Source organism: Micromonospora sp. NPDC047465, assembly GCF_040643125.1.
Taxonomy (GTDB): Bacteria; Actinomycetota; Actinomycetes; order Mycobacteriales; family Micromonosporaceae; genus Micromonospora.
On the sequence record NZ_JBEYTP010000001.1, the window covers coordinates 191,694 to 210,787 of the forward strand.

Here is a 19,094-nt window from a genome sequence, read left to right on the forward strand (position 1 = left end):
CCCAGGACGACCCCACCCGCTCCGGCGGCTGGAACACCGAGCCCCCGCAGGACCCCACCCGCTCCGGCGGCTGGACCGCTGCCGGGCAGCAGCAGGACGACCCGAACCGCTCCGGCGGCTGGACGGCCGGACAGCAGGACGACCAGGCCCGCTCCAGCGGCTGGGCCGACGACGCCACCCCGGACGACCGGCCCCGGCAGGACGGCTGGGCCGCCCAGCAGGACGACCCGAACCGTTCCGGTGGCTGGGTGGGCGGCGTCCAGCACGACGAGCAGCCCGAGCAGGCGTCCCCGGCGTGGGCGCAGCCCGAGCCCGCCGCGCGCGGCGCCGCCCAGGTCCCGCAGGCCGCCCCCGCCCCGCAGCCCTGGCCCGCCCAGGACGACCCCACCCGCTCCGGCGGCTGGAACACCGAGCCCCCGCAGGACCCCACCCGCTCCGGCGGCTGGACCGCTGCCGGGCAGCAGCAGGGCGACGAGTGGCCGGGCCGGGACGAGCCGGCCTCGACCCGAGGCGCGGCCTCGGTGCCGCAGCAGCCCGAGGACCGGGACCCGAACGGCTGGGGTGCCTCCGCACCGACCTCCACCCCGCCCGGCCGGGCGGGCGTTCCCGCGTCCGGCGACGGCGGGACGCCGCCGTGGGGCCCCGCGGCCGAGAGCCTGCCGCAGCGGGTCGGCGGCCCGGCCGTACCGGACGTCGAGCCGTGGCCGGCCGACGAGGCGTGGGGCCGCGCCGGGGCGGGCGAGCCCGCCGCCAACCGGGCCGGCAACGGCTGGGAGGCGGACCGCGCCGAGGAGCCGCCGATCTACCAGCCCCCTCCGGGCCCCGGCATCTCCCCGGCCAACGCGGTGCCACTGCCGCCCCAGGAGCAGCGGGTGCCCGGCGCCAGCCTGGCCGCCGCCCCGCCGGCCGACTACGTTCCGCCGGCCCAGTTCGCGCCCGAGCAGTCCGCCCGGGAGGGCGGTGTGCCGGCGTACGGGCAGGAGCAGCCGGGCTGGGCGCAGGCCGGCTCCCGGCACGAGGAGCCGCAGTCCACCGCCGGGCCGGTGGTGCCCGCTCCGCGTACCTCACCGGAGTTGGGCGGGCGGGCGGCCGTACCGGCGCCGGAGGGTGCCGAGGCGGCGGCCGGCAGCGTCTCGGCGAGCGCCGCGGTGCCGCTGGCCAGCCGGGTGATGCCGCCGGCCGACCAGCCCCTGCAGCCGGGTGGCACCCCCGCGCCGCAGCCCCGGGTGTACGGCCGGCCGGCCCGCCCGGAGCCAGCGGACGCACCGGCGCAGGACGAGCCGTACGGGCACCGGCCGGACCACGCGCCGCCGCCGCGGTTCGACCAGGGGCCCGAGACGCGATTCGACCAGGGCCCGGACGCCCGGTTCGACCAGGACACGCGATTCGACCGGGCTCCCGAGCCGCGCTTCGACCAGGGGCCGGACCCCCGCTTCGACCAGGGGCCGGACCCCCGCTTCGACGACCGGGACCGGGGAGCGGCCGCCTTCGGCGCCGCCGCTCCGGTCGCGCCCGCGTCGCCGGCCGCGCCCCCGACCTTCCCGCCGGGCGTGCCGTCCTTCGTCGACGCGCCGGCCAACGGCCGGCCCGTCAACGGGGTCCGGCCGCACGATGGCGCGGACCGCCCCGCCGAGCACTTCGGCGCCCCGGCCGCCGGCGCCGCTGGCGGCGCGGCACCCGGCTACGGGCCCGCCCCGATGGCCGACCCCGCACCAGGCGACGCCTTCCCGCCGGCGATCCCGCCGCCCGGGCAGCAGCCCGGCCCGTCCTCCTGGGACCAGGGCGCTCCGGAACAGGACCAGGGCCGGTTCGACTCGTTCAAGCCCATCGCGGAGCCGAAAGCCGAGGCGCCCACGCCCAAGGTGCGCAACGGGCGGGTGCTCGCCGCGGTGCTCGTCGCCGCGGTGCTGATCCTGGCGGTGCCGCTGGGCCTGCTCATGCTGCTCGGCAAGGTCGGCGCCACGGAGGAGTCCCCGGCCTTCGATCCGGCGGTCGGCAGCTGCGTCAAGCAGTCGGGCGAGGGCGCGGCGGCGGCGAACTGCGGTGAGGCGGGTGCCTTCACCGTGGTCTCCAAGGTGGACGCGAAGGACAAGTGCGCCGACCCGGCCCAGCCGCACGTGGTGCTCCCCGGCGACGGGGCGAACCGGGTGCTCTGCCTGAAGCCGGCCGGCAAGTAGCCACAGCACGGGGGCGGGGCCACGGGAGACCGTGGCCCCGCCCCCGTTTCGCCGGTGGGATGTGATCGAGCCCGCGCGGGGTGCCGCCCGGCCCGACCCGCCGCGTCCGGCAGACTGGGCTCATGAGCGCACGAGTACGGGCCCCCGAGCTGCGCGGTCGGGGCTGGCTGAACACCGGCGGGCGGGACCTGAGGCTGTCCGATCTGCGCGGCAAGATCGTGGTCGCCGACTTCTGGACCTTCTGCTGCATCAACTGCCTGCACGTGCTCGACGAGTTGCGCCCGCTCGAGGAGAAGTACGGCGACGTGCTCGTCGTGATCGGCGTGCACTCGCCCAAGTTCGAGCACGAGAAGGACCCGGACGCGCTGGCCGCCGCCGTGGAGCGGTACGGCGTCCACCACCCGGTGCTCGACGACCCCGAGCTGGACATGTGGCAGCAGTACGCGGCCCGCGCCTGGCCCACCCTGTCGGTGATCGACCCCGAGGGCTACGTGGTGGCGACCATGGCCGGCGAGGGCCACGCCGAAGGGCTCGCGCGTCTCATCGACGACCTGATCGCCACCCACGAGGCGAAGGGCACCCTGCACCGGGGCGACGGCCCGTACGTGCCGCCGGCCGAGCCGGAGACCACGCTGCGCTTCCCCGGCAAGGCGGTGCTGCTGGAGAACGGCAACCTGCTGGTGTCGGACTCGGCCCGGCACTCGCTGGCCGAGCTGGCCCCGGACGGGGAGACGCTGGTCCGCCGGATCGGCGCCGGCACCCGGGGGCGGGCAGACGGTCCGGCCGGGGCGGCCACCTTCTCCGAGCCGCAGGGGCTCTGCCTGCTGCCCGCGCACGCCGCCGAGGTGGCCGGCTACGACCTGGTCGTCGCCGACACGGTCAACCACCTGCTGCGGGGCGTACGCCTGGCGGACGGGGAGGTGGTCACGGTCGCGGGCACCGGTCGGCAGTGGCGCTCCACGGTCGACGACCACGCGCACGACGCGCTCTCGATCGACCTCTCCTCCCCCTGGGACCTGGCCTGGTACGACGACAGGGTCATCATCGCGATGGCCGGCATCCACCAGCTCTGGTGGTTCGACCCGGTGAAGCGCACCGCCGGCATGTACGCGGGCACGACCGTGGAGGCGCTGCGCGACGGACCGCTGGCCGAGGCGTGGATGGCGCAGCCGTCCGGCCTCTCGGTCTCGGCCGACGGCGCGCGGCTCTGGATCGCCGACAGCGAGACCAGCGCGATCCGGTACGTCGAGAACGACGTCATGGGCACCGCCGTTGGGCAGGGGCTCTTCGACTTCGGCCACGTGGACGGGCCGGCGTCCTCGGCGCTGCTCCAGCACCCGCTGGGGGTGTGCGCGCTGCCGGACGGCTCCGTGCTGATCGCCGACACGTACAACGGGGCGGTCCGCCGCTACGACCCGGAGGACGACCGGGTCTCGACGGTCGCCGACGGCCTCGCGGAGCCGAGCGACCTCGTGCTGACGCCGGCCGGCGAGGTGCTGGTGGTGGAGTCCGCCGCGCACCGGCTGACCCGGCTGGCGCCGGGCGCGCTCTCCGCCGCGGGGGCGAGCACCGTGGACGGCCCTCGGCACCGCACCGAGCGCAAGCCCACCGACCTGGCCGCCGGCGAGGTGACGCTGGACGTCGTCTTCACCCCCGCGCCGGGGCAGAAGCTGGACGAGACGTACGGCCCGTCGACACGGCTGGTGGTCTCCGCGTCCCCGCCCGAGCTGCTGTTGGAGGGCGCCGGCACCGGCACGGAGCTGTCCCGCCGGCTGGTGGTGAACGGCGACGTGGCCGGCGGCGTGCTCCAGGTGACCGCCCAGGCGGCGACCTGCGACGCGGACGTCGAGCACGCGGCCTGCCACCTGACCCGCCAGGACTGGGGTGTCCCGGTCCGGGTGGTCGACGGCGCCGCCGCCCGGCTCCCGCTGGTCCTCCGCGGCCTCGACGCCTGACCCGGTCGCGCTCGGCGTCAGGACGGCCTTCCCTCTGAGGCTTACGCGAACGGGGTGAGCGGCACCCCCGCGTCGATCAGGGCGGCGCGGACCAGCTCGGCGCAACGGACCGCGCCGGGGGCGTCGCCGTGCAGGCAGATCGACTCGACCGGGCACGGGACGACACTGCCGTCGACGGCGACGACGGTCCGCTCGGTGGCCATCCGGACGGCCCGGGCGGCCACCTCCTCCGGGTCGGTGACCAGCGCGCCGGGGGCGGTGCGCGGCACCAGCGAGCCGTTGGGCAGGTAGCCCCGGTCGGCGAAGCCCTCGGCGACCACCCGCAGGCCCGCCCCGGCGGCGAGCTGGGCGAGGACCGAGCCGGGCGAGCAGAGCAGCGGCAACCGGTCGTCGTAGTCGCCGACCGCCGCGACCAGCGCCGCCGCCTGGGCCTCGTCGCAGGCGGCGGCGTGGTAGAGCGCCCCGTGCGGCTTGAGGTAACGGACCCGGCTGCGGAACACCCGGCAGAACGCGTCGAGGGCGCCGAGCTGGTAGGTGACCTCGTCGCGCAGCTCCGCGAAGGCGTACGCGATGTGTCGCCGGCCGAAGCCGGCAAGGTCGCGGTAGCCGACCTGGGCGCCGACGGCGACCCCGCGTCCGGTGGCGGCCTCGCAGACCCGGCGCATCGTGGACGCGTCGCCGGCGTGGAATCCGCAGGCGACGTTGGCGGAGGTGACCAGGTCCAGCAGCGCGGTGTCGTCGCCGAGCCGCCAGATGCCGAATCCCTCGCCGAGGTCAGCGTTGAGGTCCATGGAACCTGACCGTAGTCCCTGGGCGCGCCTGCGCGAGGGGGGTCACGTCGTCCACCACCCCGACGACGGGGTACCCGCCGGTGGTCGGATGGTCGGCGAGGAAGATCAGCGGCTGGCCGTCCGCCGGCACCTGCACCGCGCCGAGCACGATTCCCTCGCTGGGCAGTTCCCCGGCCACCGCGCGGGGCAGCGCCGCGCCGGTGAGTCGCGCGCCGACCCGGTTGCTCACCGGGCTCACCGCGTACGTGGTGCCGAACAGCCGGTCCAGCGCCGCCGGGGTGAACCAGTCGTCGCGGGGGCCGAGGCGCAGCGTCAGCCGCAGCTCGGTCGGCGCCGGTGCCACGACGGTGATGTCAACCGGGGCGGGTGGCCCGGTCGGCGTGCCCAGGGGCAGCAGGTCGCCGTCGCGCAGCGGCGGCGGGCCGAGCCCGGAGAGCGTGTCGGTGGCCCGGCTGCCGAGCACCGGCTCGACGGCGATCCCGCCGCCGACCGCGAGCCAGTTGCGCAGGCCGTCGCGGGGCGGGTCGATCCGCAGCACGGCGCCCGCCGGCACCGACAGCGGCCGTCCCACGTCCCCGGGACGGCGGCCGACCCGGACGGCGGTGGCCGTCCCCGTCACCGCGACCGTCGTGGCGCGGGGGAACCGCAGCTCGCAGCCGGTCAACGTGATCTCCAGGCCGGCGGCGGACTCCGGGTTGCCGACGAGGCGGTTGGCCAGCCGCAGCGCCGCCGGGTCGAGCGCGCCCGACCGGGGCACGCCCAGGTGCGCCCACCCGGCCCGGCCGAGGTCCTGGACGGTGGTCAGCGCCCCGGCGCGGAGCACCTCGACCGCCGGCCCGGTCACGCGGCCACCAGGCGCACCTCGGTGCCGGGGGTGAGCCGGGCCGGCGGGTCCGCGTGCACGTCGAAGAGGGTCGTGCCGGTCCGCCCGACCAGCAGCCAGCCGCCGGGCGAGGCCGTCGGATAGATCCCGGCGTACGGGCCGGCCAGGGCGACGGAGCCGGCCGGCACCCGGGGGCGCGGGGTGGGCAGCCGGGGCACCGCCAGTACGGCGGGGAGCCCGGTGAGGTAGGCGAACCCGGGGGCGAAGCCGCAGAAGGCCACCCGGAAGGCGGTACGTGTCAGCCGCTCGACCACCGCCGGCACGTCCACGCCCCAGTGGCCGGCGACGACGGGCAGGTCCTCCCCGTCGTACGTCACGGGGACCTCGACCGTCTCGGCGGCGGCCGTGCCGGCGGGGGCGGGCGGGCGGGGTGTCCAGGCGGCGATTCGCGCGGCGGTCGCGGCCGGGTCGGGCACGCCGTCGAGCAGGACGGTGGTGGCCGCCGGCACGATCTCGACGGCGCTCAGCTCGCCGCGTTCGCGCCGCTGCCACAGCGTTGCCCGCCATCCCTCCACCTGGTCGGCGTCGTCACAGTCGATCAGCAGGGCGTGCGCCCCGACGGGTCGGATCCGCATCCCGCCATACTCCACGACCGACCCGGGGCACCAGGGTCGACGGTCGTCGTCTCGCGTGACCAGACGCACTACTTGCAGGTAACCTACGGTGCCGTAACCTAATGTCGTGACCACCTCCGCCCCGCTTCGACTCAAGCCGGTCGACATCGGTAAGCCCCGGATGCGGGGCTGGCTCCACACGTACGCGTTCTTCGTCGCCCTCGTCTGCGGGATCGTGCTCAGCGCGATCGCCGCCTCCCGGCCCGGCTGGGCACCCCTGGTGAGCTGCGTGATCTACAGCCTGACGGTGTGCGGTCTGTTCGGCACCAGCGCCCTCTACCACCGGCGGGTGTGGTCCGAGCGCGGATACCAGGTCATGCGCCGGATGGACCATTCGATGATCTTCGTGTTCATCGCCGGCACGTACACGCCGTTCTGCGTACTGCTGCTGGAACCCCGGCCGGCCACGATCATGCTGTCGCTGGTCTGGGGCGGCGCGCTCGCCGGGGTGGCGCTCAAGCTGGTCTGGCCGCACGCCCCGCGCTGGGTCTCCGCGCCGCTCTACCTGGCGCTCGGCTGGGTCTCGGTCGCGATGCTGCCCGACATCCTGCACCAAGGTGGTGTCACCGCCCTGGTGCTGCTCATCGTGGGCGGGGCGATCTACAGCGTCGGCGCGTTCTTCTACGCGCTACGCCGGCCCAACCCGTGGCCGACCGTCTTCGGCCACCACGAGTTCTTCCACGCCTGCACGCTGGTGGCGGCGCTCTGCCACCACATCGCCATCTACTTCGCCCTCTTCGCCTGACGCCACCGGCCGACGCACCACCCGCGTTCCCGGCTGCGCACCACGACGGGGCCCCGCCATGCCGCGGAGCCCCGTCAGATCGGCGTCGGATGTCAGACCGTGCGGCGCGGCCGGCGCACCTCGCGATACTCCTCGACGACCCGGTCGTCCTGCACCGGCACGACCCGCTCGGCGACGACCCGGTCCTCGGCCACCGGACGGGCGACGACGGTACGACGGCGCGTGTTCCAGAAGTGGAGGGTGACCAGTAGGCCGGCCAGGCCGGCGAGCATCAGCACCCAGCCGACGACCGCCAGGTTGAGCCAACCCAGATCCGCCTCCACGGCGAACGCGAAGATCGCACCCAGCGCGATCAGGAAGATGCTGCCACCAAAACCCATGTCGTCGCCTCCTCGGCTGTCCCTGGCGTTTGCCTCCGCCGCGGCCATCGGTGAGGGTGCGGCATCCATCGACTTACCCAGGCGCTCTGATCGCCAATCGGGCAAGCTTGGGACATGACGGACGCTCACGCCGCAGGACGGACACTGGTGCTGCTCCGGCACGCCAAGGCCGAGCAGCCGGGGGATGTGCTGGACGAACGCCGCCCGCTGGCCGCCCGAGGGCACGCCGACGCGGCGGCGGCCGGCGCCTGGCTCGCCAAGCACGCGCTGCTGCCGGACGTCGTCATCTGCTCGACCGCCCGGCGCGCGCGGGAGACCTGGCACGGCGTGGCGATGGGCATGACCGGGTCACCACCCGAGGGCGGCTCGGCCGGTCCCGCCCCGGTCGTACGCTACGAGGCGGAGGCGTACGAGGCGCACATGGAGGACCTGTTGACGCTGGTCAGGCGGGTCGATCCGGCCGCCCGCACCGTCCTGCTGGTCGCCCACAACCCGGGCATCTCGCTGCTCTCCGCCCTTCTGGACCCGTTACGCGCGGACCAGGACGGCATGCGTACCAGCGACGTCGTCGTGCACCGGCCCGAGGTCGGGTGGGCCGACCTGGACCGGGGACGGGCTCCGATCACGGACCACCACACCGCACGCGGCTGAGCCATCCGCCGGTGCTGGCGGATGGCTGAGGGGCCGCTCGAGGTGCCGGTCGTGCCGCCCGGTCGTCGTACCGCCGCTCAGGTTGGCGGCACGACGGCGCCGGCTCAGGGCGACCGTGTCGGCTCAGGACGGTGGCGCCGGCTCAGGACGGTGGCGCCGTCGGCGGCGGCGGATCGGGCGGCGGTGGCATCATCGCGGTCGGATGCGAGAGCCGGTTCTCCTCCACGATCAGGGTCCGCGCCCGCTTGCGGCGGTCCTGCCAGAACCAGAGCGTGGTCAGCAGTACGGCGAGCCCGGCCAGGATGAACACCCAGCCGACCGCGCGCAGGTCGACCCACCAGACGTTGGCCCTGATGGCGAAGGTGAGGATCGCGCCGATCGCGATCAGGAAGATCCCGCTACCAATGCCCATGTGCGCTGCACTCCCCCGTGCGATGGCTTCTGGGCGTTCTCTGCCGTGGTCCTGCGACGGTTACCCGCCACACCGCCCGGCTACCTGGCTGAGGCCACCGAATAGCCGAGGCGCCCCGCTTCCGGAAGCTCCTTCGGGCGGGCCTGCCTCTTCCCATTGGCACTCGCCATCCGGACACCCGGGCATGTCGCCCCACCTCGCCCATGACGTCGAGGCCGACCGCGTCGCGCCCGACTGCGGAGCGTGACGGACCAGGAGAATTTGGGAGCTTCACCGAGAGTCATGATCACGCCGCCCCTAACTGAACCCGAGGTCGGCACGAATCGGAATAGCAGGATGAGACCGGTGCAGCTTGCCACCGCCAGCCCCACGCCTCCGCGTGGCCTTTGCTCTGCACCTACGGACGCGACGGACACCGAGAGTGTCTGGTGCCTCCGTGGGTGCAGAGCAAAGGGCGGAGGAGGGCACCCCTTGTCGGCGCACTGACCGCAACGCTGCGTGATCGATGTGGTGACCGCGGGCCGATCGGCGGGCGCGGCGCCTCCGGGGACACCGACGGCCGGCGGGCTGCTGCCCGCCGGCCGTCGTGCCTGGCCTATGCCAGGTCGTCACCCGGCCCTGTCACCGCGCCGCCGCGCGGGCGTGGCATGGCGTGGCCTCAGAATGCCTCCTCCGGGAGATCCATGATGTCCAGGTCGGTGCCCTCGATGATCCGCCGGTCGGCACCGATGCGGGGCAGCACCTCGCGGGCGAAGAACCGGGCGGCGGCCACCTTGCCGGTGTAGAACGCCTTGTCGGCGGCGGAGACCTCGCCGGCCAGGGCCTTCAGTGCCACGTCGGCCTGCTTCTGGAGCAGCCAGGCGACGACCAGATCGCCGACCGCCAGCAGGAACCGGCGGCTGGCCAGGCCGACCTTGTAGAGCGCCCGGGCGTCGCCGCCCTGCGCCTCGCCCAGCCAGCCGGTCAGCACCCCGAGCATGTTCTGGATCTCGACGAGCGCCTTGCCGAGCGCCTGCCGCTCCTCCTTGAGCTGGCCGTTGCCGCCCTCGGTGGCGATGAACTCCTGGATCTCGCCGGCGACGACCATCAGGGCCTTGCCGTTGTCCCGGACGATCTTCCGGAAGATCAGGTCGAGGCTCTGGATCGCGGTGGTGCCCTCGTACAGGGTGTCGATCTTCGCGTCGCGGACGTACTGCTCCAGCGGGTAGTCCTGGAGGAAGCCGGAACCGCCGAAGGTCTGCAGCGACTCGTGCCCGAGCAGCTCGTACGCGCGCTCCGAGCCGACGCCCTTGACCAGCGGCAGGAGCAGGTCGTTGACCCGCTTGGCCGTCTTGGCGGCCTTCTCGTCACCGGCCGTCTCGGCCAGAATGATCTTGTCCTGCCAACTCGCCGTGTAGCAGACGAGCGCGCGCAGGCCCTCGGCGTACGACTTCTGCAGCATCAGCGAGCGGCGCACGTCCGGGTGGTGGGTGATGGTGACCCGCGGCGCGGTCTTGTCCGCCGTCTGGGTCAGGTCGGCGCCCTGCACCCGGCTCTTGGCGTACTCGAGGGCGTTGAGGTAGCCGGTCGACAGGGTGGCGATCGCCTTGGTGCCGACCATCATCCGGGCATTCTCGATGATCATGAACATCTGCCGGATGCCCTCGTGCTTCTCGCCCAGCAGCCAGCCCTTGGCCGGCACGCCGTGCTCACCGAAGGTCACCTCGCAGGTGTTCGAGACCTTGAGGCCCATCTTGTGCTCGACGTTGGTGGCGAAGACGCCGTTGCGCTCGCCCAGCTCGCCGGTGTTCTCGTCGAAGTGGTACTTCGGCACCACGAACAGCGACAGGCCCTTGGTGCCCGGGCCGCCGACACCCTCGACGCCGACCGGGCGGGCCAGCACGTAGTGGATGATGTTGTCGCTCAGGTCGTGCTCGGCCGAGGTGATGAAGCGCTTCACGCCCTCGATGTGCCAGGAGCCGTCGGGCTGCGGGATGGCACGGGCCCGGCCGGCGCCCACGTCCGATCCGGCGTCCGGCTCGGTGAGCACCATCGTGGAGCCCCACTGCTTGTCGGCGAAGAGCTTGGCCCACTTCTTCTGCCGCTCGGTGCCCTCGACGTGCAGCACGTGCGCGAAGGACGGGCCGGAGGAGTACATCCAGACGGCGGCGTTGGCGCCGAGCACCAGTTCGGCGAGGGACCAGACCAGCGCCCGCGGGGCGTTGCTGCCGTCCAGCTCCGCCGGGAGCTCCAGCCGCCAGAACTCGGAGTTCATGAACGCCTGGTACGACTTCTTGAACGACTCGGGCAGCGGCGCGGTGTGCGTGGCCGGGTCGAAGACCGGCGGGTTGCGGTCGCTGTCCAGGTAGCTGGCGGCCAGGTCCTCCCGGGCGAGGCGGTCGACCTCGGCGAGGATGTCGCGCGCGGTGTCGACGTCCAGCTCCGTGTACGGCTCTTGGCCGAACGCCCGGTCCGCCCCGAAGACCTCGAAGAGGTTGAACTCGAGGTCCCGAAGATTGCTCTTGTAGTGGGTCATGCTCGCTGGCCCCGCTTCCGGACAGGTGTTACCGATCAGTAACCCCGACTCTATTACTCGCGGGTAGGAAGCGACAAGCCGATCTCGGAAGTGACGGCGATTACACAGGTCCCGTTCAGGTTGCCGAGACCACCCCGACACCCTCTCGCGACGGCCGTCGGCCTCAGCTCTCGGCCGCGCCGACCTCCCAGCTCGGCACGGCCGCGGTCGCGGCCGTGCCGCCGCGCGAGCCCGTGTACTCCATCAGGACCAGGGCGATGTCGTCGTCGAGCCGACCGTGCACCCATTCCTTCAGAGCGGTCTCCAGCGAGGCGAGCCCGTCGGCGACGGTGCCGTGGCCGAGCAGCCGCCAGGCCCGGTCGGCGGTCGGGAAGAACTCCCCGTCCCGGCGCGCCTCGCCGAGCCCGTCGGTGAAGAGCAGCAGCCGGTCGCCGGGCTCCAGCCGCTCGACCCGGGGCCGGACCACCGGCATGAAGCCCAACGGCGGGGCCGGGGCCGGCGGTTCGAGCGGGATGACGGCGCCCCGGCGCAGCAGCAGCGGCGGCGGGTGACCGCAGTTGACGATGGTGAGCGTGCCGCCCCGCTCCTCGACCAACGCGGCGGTGACGAAATCCTCGTCGCCCACGCTCCGGGCCACCGCCCGGTCCAGGTCGGTCACGATCGCCCGTAGGTCGGCCCGCTCGTACGCCACGTGCCGGTACGAACCCAGCACGATGCTGGCCAGCCGAACGGCGTCCAGTCCCTTGCCGCGTACGTCGCCGATGATCATGCGCACCCCGTACGGCGTGTCGATCGCCTCGTACAGGTCCCCGCCGATCTCGGCCGTGGCGGTGGAGGAGATGTAGCGGGCGGCGACCGAGAGACTGCCGACCTGCGGCCCGAGCGGGCGCAGCACGGCCTGTTGCGCCACCGCCGCCAGCCGGGACAACTCGGCGATCTGCTCGGCCTGCCGTTGCCGTACGGCCGCCGTGGCCGCCGCGATCCCGGTGCCCAGCGCGATGCACGTGACGGCTACCGCGGTGGACAGCGACACGGTCTGCTCGCCGAGGGCGAAGCCCGCCCCGAGCGCCGTGGCGGCGGCGCCCACCCCGAGCACGATCCGCCACGACGCCAGCGCGGCGGCCAGGAAGGGCGCGGCGACCATGAGCGCGATGTAGTTCGCCGACCGCCCGTCGGCCAGTTCGACCGCCGAGACGATCGCGAGCAGGACGACGGCCGCGCCGAGGCCGGCGCGGGATCCGGGACTCAGTGGGCCGCGGCCCGACTGGAAGGGTTTCGTGCGTACGAGGGACAGCATGCCTGATGGACGTGAACGGGTGAATGAAGCTGGCCCGTCGTCCGAGGATGTTCTGGCCGCGCGGATCATCCCGGCGAGCCGATCGCGGCCCGGCGAGGGCTCAGCCGAGCACCTCGTAGCGGACCTCGACGTGACCCGCGTCCAACGAGGCGATCTCGGCGAACGCGGCCCGGGACAGGTCCAGGCAGCGCCCCTCGACGAACGGGCCGCGGTCGTTGATCCGCACCGTCACGGACTTGCCGTTCGCCGGGTTGGTGACCCGGACCCTCGTGTCGAACGGCAGGGTCTTGTGGGCGGCGGTCAGCTCCGACGGGTCGAAGGTCTCGCCGTTGGCGGTGAGCTGCCCCTCGGAGTAGAAGGAGGCGCCGCACGAGCCGCTGTCCACCACCGGCCGGGCGGTGCTGGTCTTCTTCGTCGCCGTGGGCTTCGGCGCGGCGGTGCGCGGCTTGCTCCTGGAGGGAGCCTGGGGCGACCGGGTCGCCGTCGGGCTGGCGGTCACGCTCGGCGACGCGCCGACGCTCGGCGAGGCGGCCGGCGAGCTGGAGGCCACGCTGCTCGGCACGCCGGTGGGCGACAGGTCGACGGCGGCCGGCCGCGCGGACTCCGAACCGGAGGTCAGCTGGACGGCGCCGACCGTGCCGCCGACGGCGAGGGCCACCCCGACCGCTGCGGTGGCCGCGATGGCGGCCGGCGAGGAGAACATGCGGGTACGGGAGTGCCTGCCAGCCACCGGTCCGGTCCTTTCGTCATCTGACAAACCGGGTCGGACCATAACGAGAGAAACACTTCCGAAGTCAACGTGATCATGTTGTTTTGCCCGCAATTGCGGTGATACGTGTAGCCGATCATCCGACCCGAGGTGGGCCGGGCGGCCCGGGCGAGCCACGGCCTGCGCGGGCCGCGCCGGTTGCCGCAGGATGGGTGGCATGCCCCCCGAGCTGAGCGGACGCCTCGCCGAGCTGGTCCGGTGGATCGATCCCGGCCCCGGCGCCAGTCACCTCGTCAGCGACGTCTCCGGCTGGTGGCGCGACCCCGAGGTGCTCGCCCGGCTCGGGCCGGCCCTGGTGGAGCCGTTCCGGGCCGCGCGGCCCACGGTGGTCGTCGCGCCGGCGGTGACGGGGTTCCTGCTCGGTCCGCTCGCCGCCACGGCGCTCGGAGTCGGCTTCGTGCCGGCACACAAGCCGGGCGACGGTCGGCTGCCCGCCGGGCCGCTCACCTGGGCGCAGAGCCCGCCGGACTTCCGCGGCAGGCGGGTGGACCTGGCCGTCCGGGACCACGGCCTCGACCGCGGCGACCGGGTGCTGGTGGTGGACGACTGGGTCGCCACCGGAGCCCAGGTCCGTGCGCTGTACGAGATCTGCGCCGCGCGCGGCGCCGAACCGGTCGGCACCGCCGCCGTCGTGCTCGACTGCCCGCCGGCGGTCGCCGCCGAGCTGCGGATCCGGGGGCTGGTCAGCGGCGACGACCTGACGTGACCCCGACGAACCACTCGACCGCCGTGCCGGTGCGGACCCGGCCGAGCACCTCCGCCGAGCGGCCATCGGGCCGGGCACCGTCAGCGCGTGGCCGGCCTGCTCGACTTCCAGCACGTGCGGGATGAGCCGGCGGGCGACAAAGCCCTCCCAGGATCGGTCGCCCGTGCCGCCCACCAGCAGAGCGGCGCGGTGGCCGACCGTACCGCCGAACGGGTCGCCGGCGGGCGACCAATGCCCAGGCACGAGATCAACGACGGCGGTAGCGTCGGCAGGATGTGGCCTCGGATCGGTGAACTGCGCACCCTCGCTCTCGGCACTCCCGGCGACCTGCGGACGCGCCTGAACACCCTCGTGCTCGGCGGGGTGAAGACGGCGACCGCCGGCCTGCTCACCGAGTACGCCGAGGAGGGCGAGGAGCTGGAGCGCGTCGGCGAGCGGCTGGCCCTCGTGGACGACGAGGACTCGCTGGTCGGCGTCGTCGAGGTCACCGGCGTCGAGGTGGTCCGCTTCGCCGAGGTGACCTGGGACTTCGCCCGGTCCGAGGGCGAGGGCGACCGCTCGATCGAGGAGTGGCGCGCGGGGCACGCCGCCTACTGGGCGCGGGTCGGCACCCCCGTCACCGACGACAGCGAGGTCGTCTGCATCCGGTTCCGGCTGGTCTCGGCCGGCGACGGCGGCATCCCCACCGGGGACCTCGGCACCTGAGGGCACCCGGCCGGGCCGAATCCGGCCACTGAGCCGAACGGGCGCGCCGGGGACGTCAGCCCCGGCGCAGCTCGGGCAGCAGGCGGGTGGCCACGTCCACCAGGACGGCCTCGTCACCGGCGTACCAACTGCTGGCCCGGGGCCAGTGCGTGACCACGTCGGTGAAACCGAGGGCGGCGGCCCGGCCGACCTGGTCGGCGAAGAACTCGGCGCTGTGCAGCGAGAAGACGGGCGCCGAGTCCAGTGACAGGTAGCGGTCCAGGGTGCCCGGGTCGCGGCCGGCCGCGGCGAGCGTCTTGTCCATCCGGGCGCAGAGCTCGGCCACCCCGTCCCACCAGCTCTCCAGGTCGTCCCCGCCGGGACCGGTGGTGACCCAGCCCTGACCGAACCGGGCCGCCAGCCGCATCGACCGGGGCCCGTTGGCGGCCACCACGAAGGGCACCCGGGGCGTCTGGACGCAGCCCGGGTTGTTGCGCGCGTCGACCGCCGTGAACCAGTCCCCGCGCCAGGTGGTGCCGTCCTCGCGCAGGATGAGGTCGAGCAGCTCGGTGAACTCGGCGAACCGGTCGACGCGCTGGCGCGGCGGGAGCGTCTCCCCGCCGAGCACGGCCGAGTCGAAGCCGATCCCGCCCGCGCCGAGGCCGAGCAGCAGCCGCCCGCCGGAGACGTCGTCGAGCGCGGTGACCTGCCGGGCGAACGCCGCCGGATGCCGGAAGTTCGGCGAGGCGACCAGCGTCCCGAGCCGGATGCGGGTGGTCACCGTCGCGGCGGCGGTCAGCGTGGTCACCGAGTCGAACCACGGCCCGTCGACCAGGTCCCGCCAGCCCAGGTGGTCGTACGTCCAGGCGTGGTCGAAGCCCCACTCGTCCGCCTGCCGCCAACGGCGCTGCGAGTCGGACCAGCGCTGGTCGGGAAGGATCACGATGCCAATCCGCATGATCGCAGCCTAACGCCGACGCCGGCCCTGGCCGGAACCACAACCGTCGGTGGGAGGCGCAGCCTCAGTTCATGCCGGCCCGCCGGGTCGGGGCCGCCTAGTCCCACCAGAACGACCAGGAGTGCGCGCCCCGGATTCTCTCGGCGTAGGCAGTCAGCGTTCCGGCACCCTGCCAGATGTTGTCGGGGCAGAAGGCGAAGTGCTCGGCCGCCACCTGGCAGGCGTGCTCGATCGAGGTCGGTGGGGCGGCGACGCTGAGGTGGAGGGTGTCGAATCCGACGCCGACAACTCGGACCCCGAAGCGATCCTCCCAGCTCCGGACCACCGCCGAGATTTCTCCCGAGTCGTTGGTGTAGTTCAAGGGACCGGACCAGCCGCTGACGGCGAGTGTGTCCGCGCCACGAGCGGCCGGCACGAGCCCAAGACGTGCCGGCTTGAACAGGAGGAACTCCGCGTACTGGTCGGCGAACTCATCGGGTGACCCGGAGGCGTCACCGGGCACGGCGAGGCCGGGCCAGCGGTCACCGAAGGGGGCGGTGACGGCGGCGCGTTCGGCCGCTGGCCGCATGTCGTCCCCGTCGGGCCTCGTGTGCGCGGTCCACCACCGAGCCAGCAACTCGGCTGCGTCGTGGCGGTCCGGTGAGGACATGCCGGCCGGGAACACCTCCCCGTCGGCCCACGGACGAGTCTCCTCGCTCGACAGCCCACTCAGCAGCAGCGGCCACAGCCCGGATTGCCGGTGCTGTGACCGCAGCCGCGACCAGAGCGCGGCTCCGACCGGGGCCTCGCTCAACCAGTACGGCGGCGGTCCGCCGTCTTCCGGCTCGACGAGGCGGCCGGGCGGCAACGTCCTCGGTGGCAACGATCCGAGCAGGCGCGGCAGGTCCCTGATCATGGCAGGAGCGTAGGAGGCCCGTACGACGAACTTCCGACCCGCCGCGGCGGGTGACGCGGGCTGGGTCGGGGTTGCCACCTGCACGGCACGGGATCCGTAGTGGATGGGGCCGTCCCGGCGCGGCTTCGACTGCTAAGCTCCCGCCACTTGCCTGGGGCTTCCGGCCGGCGCGGATCGCTGATGTGTGACCTGCCACCGCATCGATGCGCCGCAGGAACAGCCTCCCGGCGAGACGTCGTCCGGCTCGTGGCCGGAACCCCTTCATCCTCTGTCCCACAGGGAGGACGAGCGTGGTCCGAGGCTCGCTCATCCGCGCCGGCATCGCCGCCGCCGTGTCGTTCACGCTCGCCGTTGGTCTCAGCCCGTTGTCGGCCGGCAGCGCGCGGGCCGAACCGGTCGCGGGAGAGGTGGTCATCCCCGCCAGCTACGTCCTGTCCCCCCAGACGCGGCTGTTGAGCGCCGGCCCATCGGGGTTTCTCCGGCACGAGCCCACGCTCGAATACCTGTGGACGAGCTACGCCGGCGTCGACACGAAGCTCGACATGTCCCTCACGGACGCGTTCAGAGTCCCGGATTTCGGCGCCGGCTCGGACATCGTCGCGACCCCGAACTTCACCGACAGGACCGTCACGCTGCGGGACATGACGACCGGTCGGTCGCGTACGGTCGCCATCCCCCTCGGTCACACGTACGTCAGCACTCTGGGGTCGACGGTCGTGACGACAGCGCAGGACGCGTCGACCGGCCACTACACCTGGCATCTCTTCGACTCCCACGACGACGGTTCCGTCACCCGACGTGCCGTGGCAGGCGTCCCCGAAGGGGTCACGGCAGCGACCAACATCTCGGGCCCGCTGGGCGACGCGCGCGGCCAGGTCGTGCAGTACCAGGTGGGCAGCACGCCGCACACCGGTTTCCTCGACGTCGAGCAGGGCCGGTTGATCCCGCTCCCGTACGCCGCGTACAGGGGCACCGGCACCGTCGTGCTCACCTCCACCCATCTGCTGTGGTTGCACGACGGCACCGTCTCCGTCCACTCGCGCGCGGACCTCACCGCCACCCCGCGGACGGTGCCGCTGACCGGTGCCTCACAGGTGCTGGGCATGGTCGGCGAGACGCTCGTCGTGGGCCGGCACGACCCCTCGTTGGGCCCCTTCAACTACCTGGACCCGGTCTGGCGGGTCGAGGCCGTGGCGCTCGACGGGCGTACGGTCAAGACGCTGCTGACCAGGTCGGGTGGCTCCCCCATGCCGACCCCGGACGGCCGGCTCCTGGTGCAGGGCGGCCCCGACGTGGACCGGTGGGGGATCTTCGTCGTCGAGGCCGCGGACGGCGGCGACGTGACGGTCCGCAAGGCCGCCGAGGCCTACCCGCGGAAGCTCCAGGCAGTGTCGGGGCTGACCTTCACCCAGGGCCGGCTGAACACCCTGGAGCAGGAGAACGCCTGGCAGAAGCGGCGCCACCTCTACACCCGGGAGATCGGCGTGACCGGCTCCCTCGCGGTCGGGGCGCGCACCGCCCGGGGTCCCGCACCCGCCAGCTGCGACACCACGGCGTGCCCCGACCTCCACGACACCGGAGACGGCCGGACTGTCGTCTCCGGTCTCAGCTACGGGCGTACGGACGACGACCGGCAGCCCCACCTGCTGGGGCCGAACCAGCCCATGCCCGGAACCCGGATCGACGGCTCCCGCACGTACCACGCGGTGGCGGCGGTCGGCGGCCGCTTCGCGGCCCTCACGGTGGTCGGCGGCACGGGTACGGAGACCCGGGTCGTCGACGTCGACACCGGGGCCACGGTGTTCACGACCACGGCCTCCGTCGAGGCGCTATGGGGCACCACCCTGTGGGTGCGCGACGGTAACGACGCCGTGGCCCCGGTCGACCTGCTGACGGGGCAGCGGGGCGCTCAGGTGTGGTTCGGGAGTGGGTGCCTCCTGGAGAACCTCCAGGCCGTCGGGCGCTGGCTGCTGTGGACCTGCGTGGGCTCGGCGTCGGGTCAGGGCGTCTACGACACCGTCAAGCGGACGAACCTGCGACTCGTGTCCGGACACGACTGGTCGTGGGCCAAGCTCGGCGACGGCTTCGTCGCGTCCGAGGTGGACGGGCAGCTCAAGGTGACCGACGTCCGCGACGGGACGCCGAGGTCGCACACCGCCGGGGCGTTCGCGTCGTGGCGGCCCTGGGACGTCGACCCGTACACCGGCGTCATCGCCCACCTCGGCGCCGACGACGGCATCCACCTGGTCCCCAGCGGCGTCCCGGTCTCGCCCCTCGCCCAGCTCGACGCCACCGTCGCCACTTCGGCGCACGTCAAGGACGCCACCGGGCACTGGAGCCCGAAGTGGTGGCTGTCCAAGCCGGCCGCCTCCTGGACCCTCGTGATCAGGAGTCAGACCAGCGGCGCCGTCGTCCGTACCCTCTCCGGCGGGCTGACGCGCGGTGTGGTGGCCACGGCGTGGACTGGCAAGGACGACCGCCGCCGCGTGATGCCCAACGGCACCTACACGTGGACGCTGACCGCCACGCCGGCCGACGGGCAGGGCGCGGCCCTCACCAGGTCGGGGACCATGAAGCTCAGCCACGAGTGCCACATCGGCGACCGCCCGCAGCTGGTCGTGATCAGGTGCTCCTGACATGATCGCGCCGGACGGCGCTGTCC

General features: G+C 73.7%; 17 protein-coding genes. 7 read left to right on the forward strand and 10 right to left on the reverse strand.

The window, feature by feature from the left end:
- On the forward strand, positions 1 to 2,177 hold a 2,177-nt coding region (locus ABZ793_RS00980), incomplete at its 5' end, for a hypothetical protein (protein ID WP_357449914.1).
- A 122-nt stretch (positions 2,178 to 2,299) separates the two neighbouring features.
- The gene (locus ABZ793_RS00985) at positions 2,300 to 4,132 is read left to right on the forward strand and encodes an NHL domain-containing thioredoxin family protein (RefSeq protein ID WP_357449917.1); all 1,833 of its coding nucleotides are present in this window, start codon (positions 2,300 to 2,302) and stop codon (positions 4,130 to 4,132) included.
- A gap of 41 nt (positions 4,133 to 4,173) precedes the next feature.
- On the opposite strand, the gene ABZ793_RS00990 is transcribed toward ABZ793_RS00985, so the two are convergent.
- From ABZ793_RS00990 to ABZ793_RS01000, 3 genes are read right to left on the reverse strand one after another with little or no spacing between them, the layout of a single operon-like run.
- Complete coding sequence (locus ABZ793_RS00990) at positions 4,174 to 4,923, reverse strand: 5-oxoprolinase subunit PxpA (RefSeq protein ID WP_350702260.1); 750 nt, start codon at positions 4,921 to 4,923, stop codon at positions 4,174 to 4,176.
- A complete protein-coding gene (locus ABZ793_RS00995) occupies positions 4,907 to 5,767 on the reverse strand; it encodes a biotin-dependent carboxyltransferase family protein (RefSeq protein WP_357449921.1) in 861 nt (286 codons plus the stop codon). Before ABZ793_RS00995 ends, ABZ793_RS00990 begins: the two co-directional genes overlap by 17 nt.
- Complete coding sequence (locus ABZ793_RS01000) at positions 5,764 to 6,381, reverse strand: allophanate hydrolase subunit 1 (RefSeq protein WP_357449924.1); 618 nt, start codon at positions 6,379 to 6,381, stop codon at positions 5,764 to 5,766. Before ABZ793_RS01000 ends, ABZ793_RS00995 begins: the two co-directional genes overlap by 4 nt.
- Before the next feature lie 106 nt (positions 6,382 to 6,487).
- On the opposite strand from ABZ793_RS01000, the gene ABZ793_RS01005 reads away from it, so the two are divergent.
- Entirely contained in the window at positions 6,488 to 7,165 is a 678-nt protein-coding gene (locus tag ABZ793_RS01005) for a hemolysin III family protein (protein ID WP_350702265.1), read from the forward strand.
- A gap of 92 nt (positions 7,166 to 7,257) precedes the next feature.
- Here the strand turns inward: ABZ793_RS01005 and ABZ793_RS01010 are convergent, their stop codons facing one another.
- Positions 7,258 to 7,545, reverse strand: coding sequence for a DUF6458 family protein (locus ABZ793_RS01010; protein WP_350702267.1), 288 nt, complete (start codon positions 7,543 to 7,545; stop codon positions 7,258 to 7,260).
- A 114-nt stretch (positions 7,546 to 7,659) separates the two neighbouring features.
- On the opposite strand from ABZ793_RS01010, the gene ABZ793_RS01015 reads away from it, so the two are divergent.
- Positions 7,660 to 8,196 (forward strand): histidine phosphatase family protein, encoded by a 537-nt coding sequence (locus ABZ793_RS01015; protein WP_357449929.1) that lies wholly within the window; start codon positions 7,660 to 7,662, stop codon positions 8,194 to 8,196.
- A 142-nt stretch (positions 8,197 to 8,338) separates the two neighbouring features.
- Here ABZ793_RS01015 and ABZ793_RS01020 read toward each other — a convergent pair whose 3' ends face one another.
- The 4 genes from ABZ793_RS01020 to ABZ793_RS01035 all read right to left on the reverse strand — a co-directional run bounded on the left by ABZ793_RS01020 (position 8,339) and on the right by ABZ793_RS01035 (position 13,150).
- The gene (locus tag ABZ793_RS01020; RefSeq protein ID WP_043961115.1) at positions 8,339 to 8,608 is read right to left on the reverse strand and encodes a DUF6458 family protein; all 270 of its coding nucleotides are present in this window, start codon (positions 8,606 to 8,608) and stop codon (positions 8,339 to 8,341) included.
- Between the two features lie 658 nt (positions 8,609 to 9,266).
- Positions 9,267 to 11,123, reverse strand: a complete 1,857-nt coding sequence (locus ABZ793_RS01025) for an acyl-CoA dehydrogenase (RefSeq protein ID WP_357449932.1) — start codon at positions 11,121 to 11,123, stop codon at positions 9,267 to 9,269.
- Positions 11,124 to 11,286: 163 nt separating this feature from the next.
- Positions 11,287 to 12,420 carry a PP2C family protein-serine/threonine phosphatase gene (locus ABZ793_RS01030; RefSeq protein ID WP_357449935.1) on the reverse strand — a complete coding sequence of 378 codons (1,134 nt, stop codon included), beginning with the start codon at positions 12,418 to 12,420 and terminating at the stop codon, positions 11,287 to 11,289.
- Between the two features lie 100 nt (positions 12,421 to 12,520).
- Positions 12,521 to 13,150: a septal ring lytic transglycosylase RlpA family protein gene (locus ABZ793_RS01035; RefSeq protein WP_357449939.1), complete on the reverse strand. Its 630-nt coding sequence runs from the start codon at positions 13,148 to 13,150 to the stop codon at positions 12,521 to 12,523.
- A 196-nt stretch (positions 13,151 to 13,346) separates the two neighbouring features.
- On the opposite strand from ABZ793_RS01035, the gene ABZ793_RS01040 reads away from it, so the two are divergent.
- Positions 13,347 to 13,895, forward strand: coding sequence for a phosphoribosyltransferase family protein (locus ABZ793_RS01040; RefSeq protein WP_357449942.1), 549 nt, complete (start codon positions 13,347 to 13,349; stop codon positions 13,893 to 13,895).
- Between the two features lie 273 nt (positions 13,896 to 14,168).
- Complete coding sequence (locus ABZ793_RS01045; RefSeq protein WP_357450603.1) at positions 14,169 to 14,600, forward strand: ASCH domain-containing protein; 432 nt, start codon at positions 14,169 to 14,171, stop codon at positions 14,598 to 14,600.
- A gap of 55 nt (positions 14,601 to 14,655) precedes the next feature.
- Here the strand turns inward: ABZ793_RS01045 and ABZ793_RS01050 are convergent, their stop codons facing one another.
- Both ABZ793_RS01050 and ABZ793_RS01055 read right to left on the reverse strand, forming a co-directional pair.
- Complete coding sequence (locus ABZ793_RS01050) at positions 14,656 to 15,537, reverse strand: LLM class flavin-dependent oxidoreductase (protein ID WP_357449945.1); 882 nt, start codon at positions 15,535 to 15,537, stop codon at positions 14,656 to 14,658.
- Between the two features lie 97 nt (positions 15,538 to 15,634).
- Positions 15,635 to 16,432, reverse strand: coding sequence for a DUF4253 domain-containing protein (locus ABZ793_RS01055; RefSeq protein ID WP_357449948.1), 798 nt, complete (start codon positions 16,430 to 16,432; stop codon positions 15,635 to 15,637).
- A 290-nt stretch (positions 16,433 to 16,722) separates the two neighbouring features.
- Between ABZ793_RS01055 and ABZ793_RS01060 the strand changes: the two genes are divergently transcribed.
- Positions 16,723 to 19,068 carry a FlgD immunoglobulin-like domain containing protein gene (locus ABZ793_RS01060; protein WP_357449951.1) on the forward strand — a complete coding sequence of 782 codons (2,346 nt, stop codon included), beginning with the start codon at positions 16,723 to 16,725 and terminating at the stop codon, positions 19,066 to 19,068.
- The last annotated feature ends 26 nt before the right edge of the window (positions 19,069 to 19,094 follow it).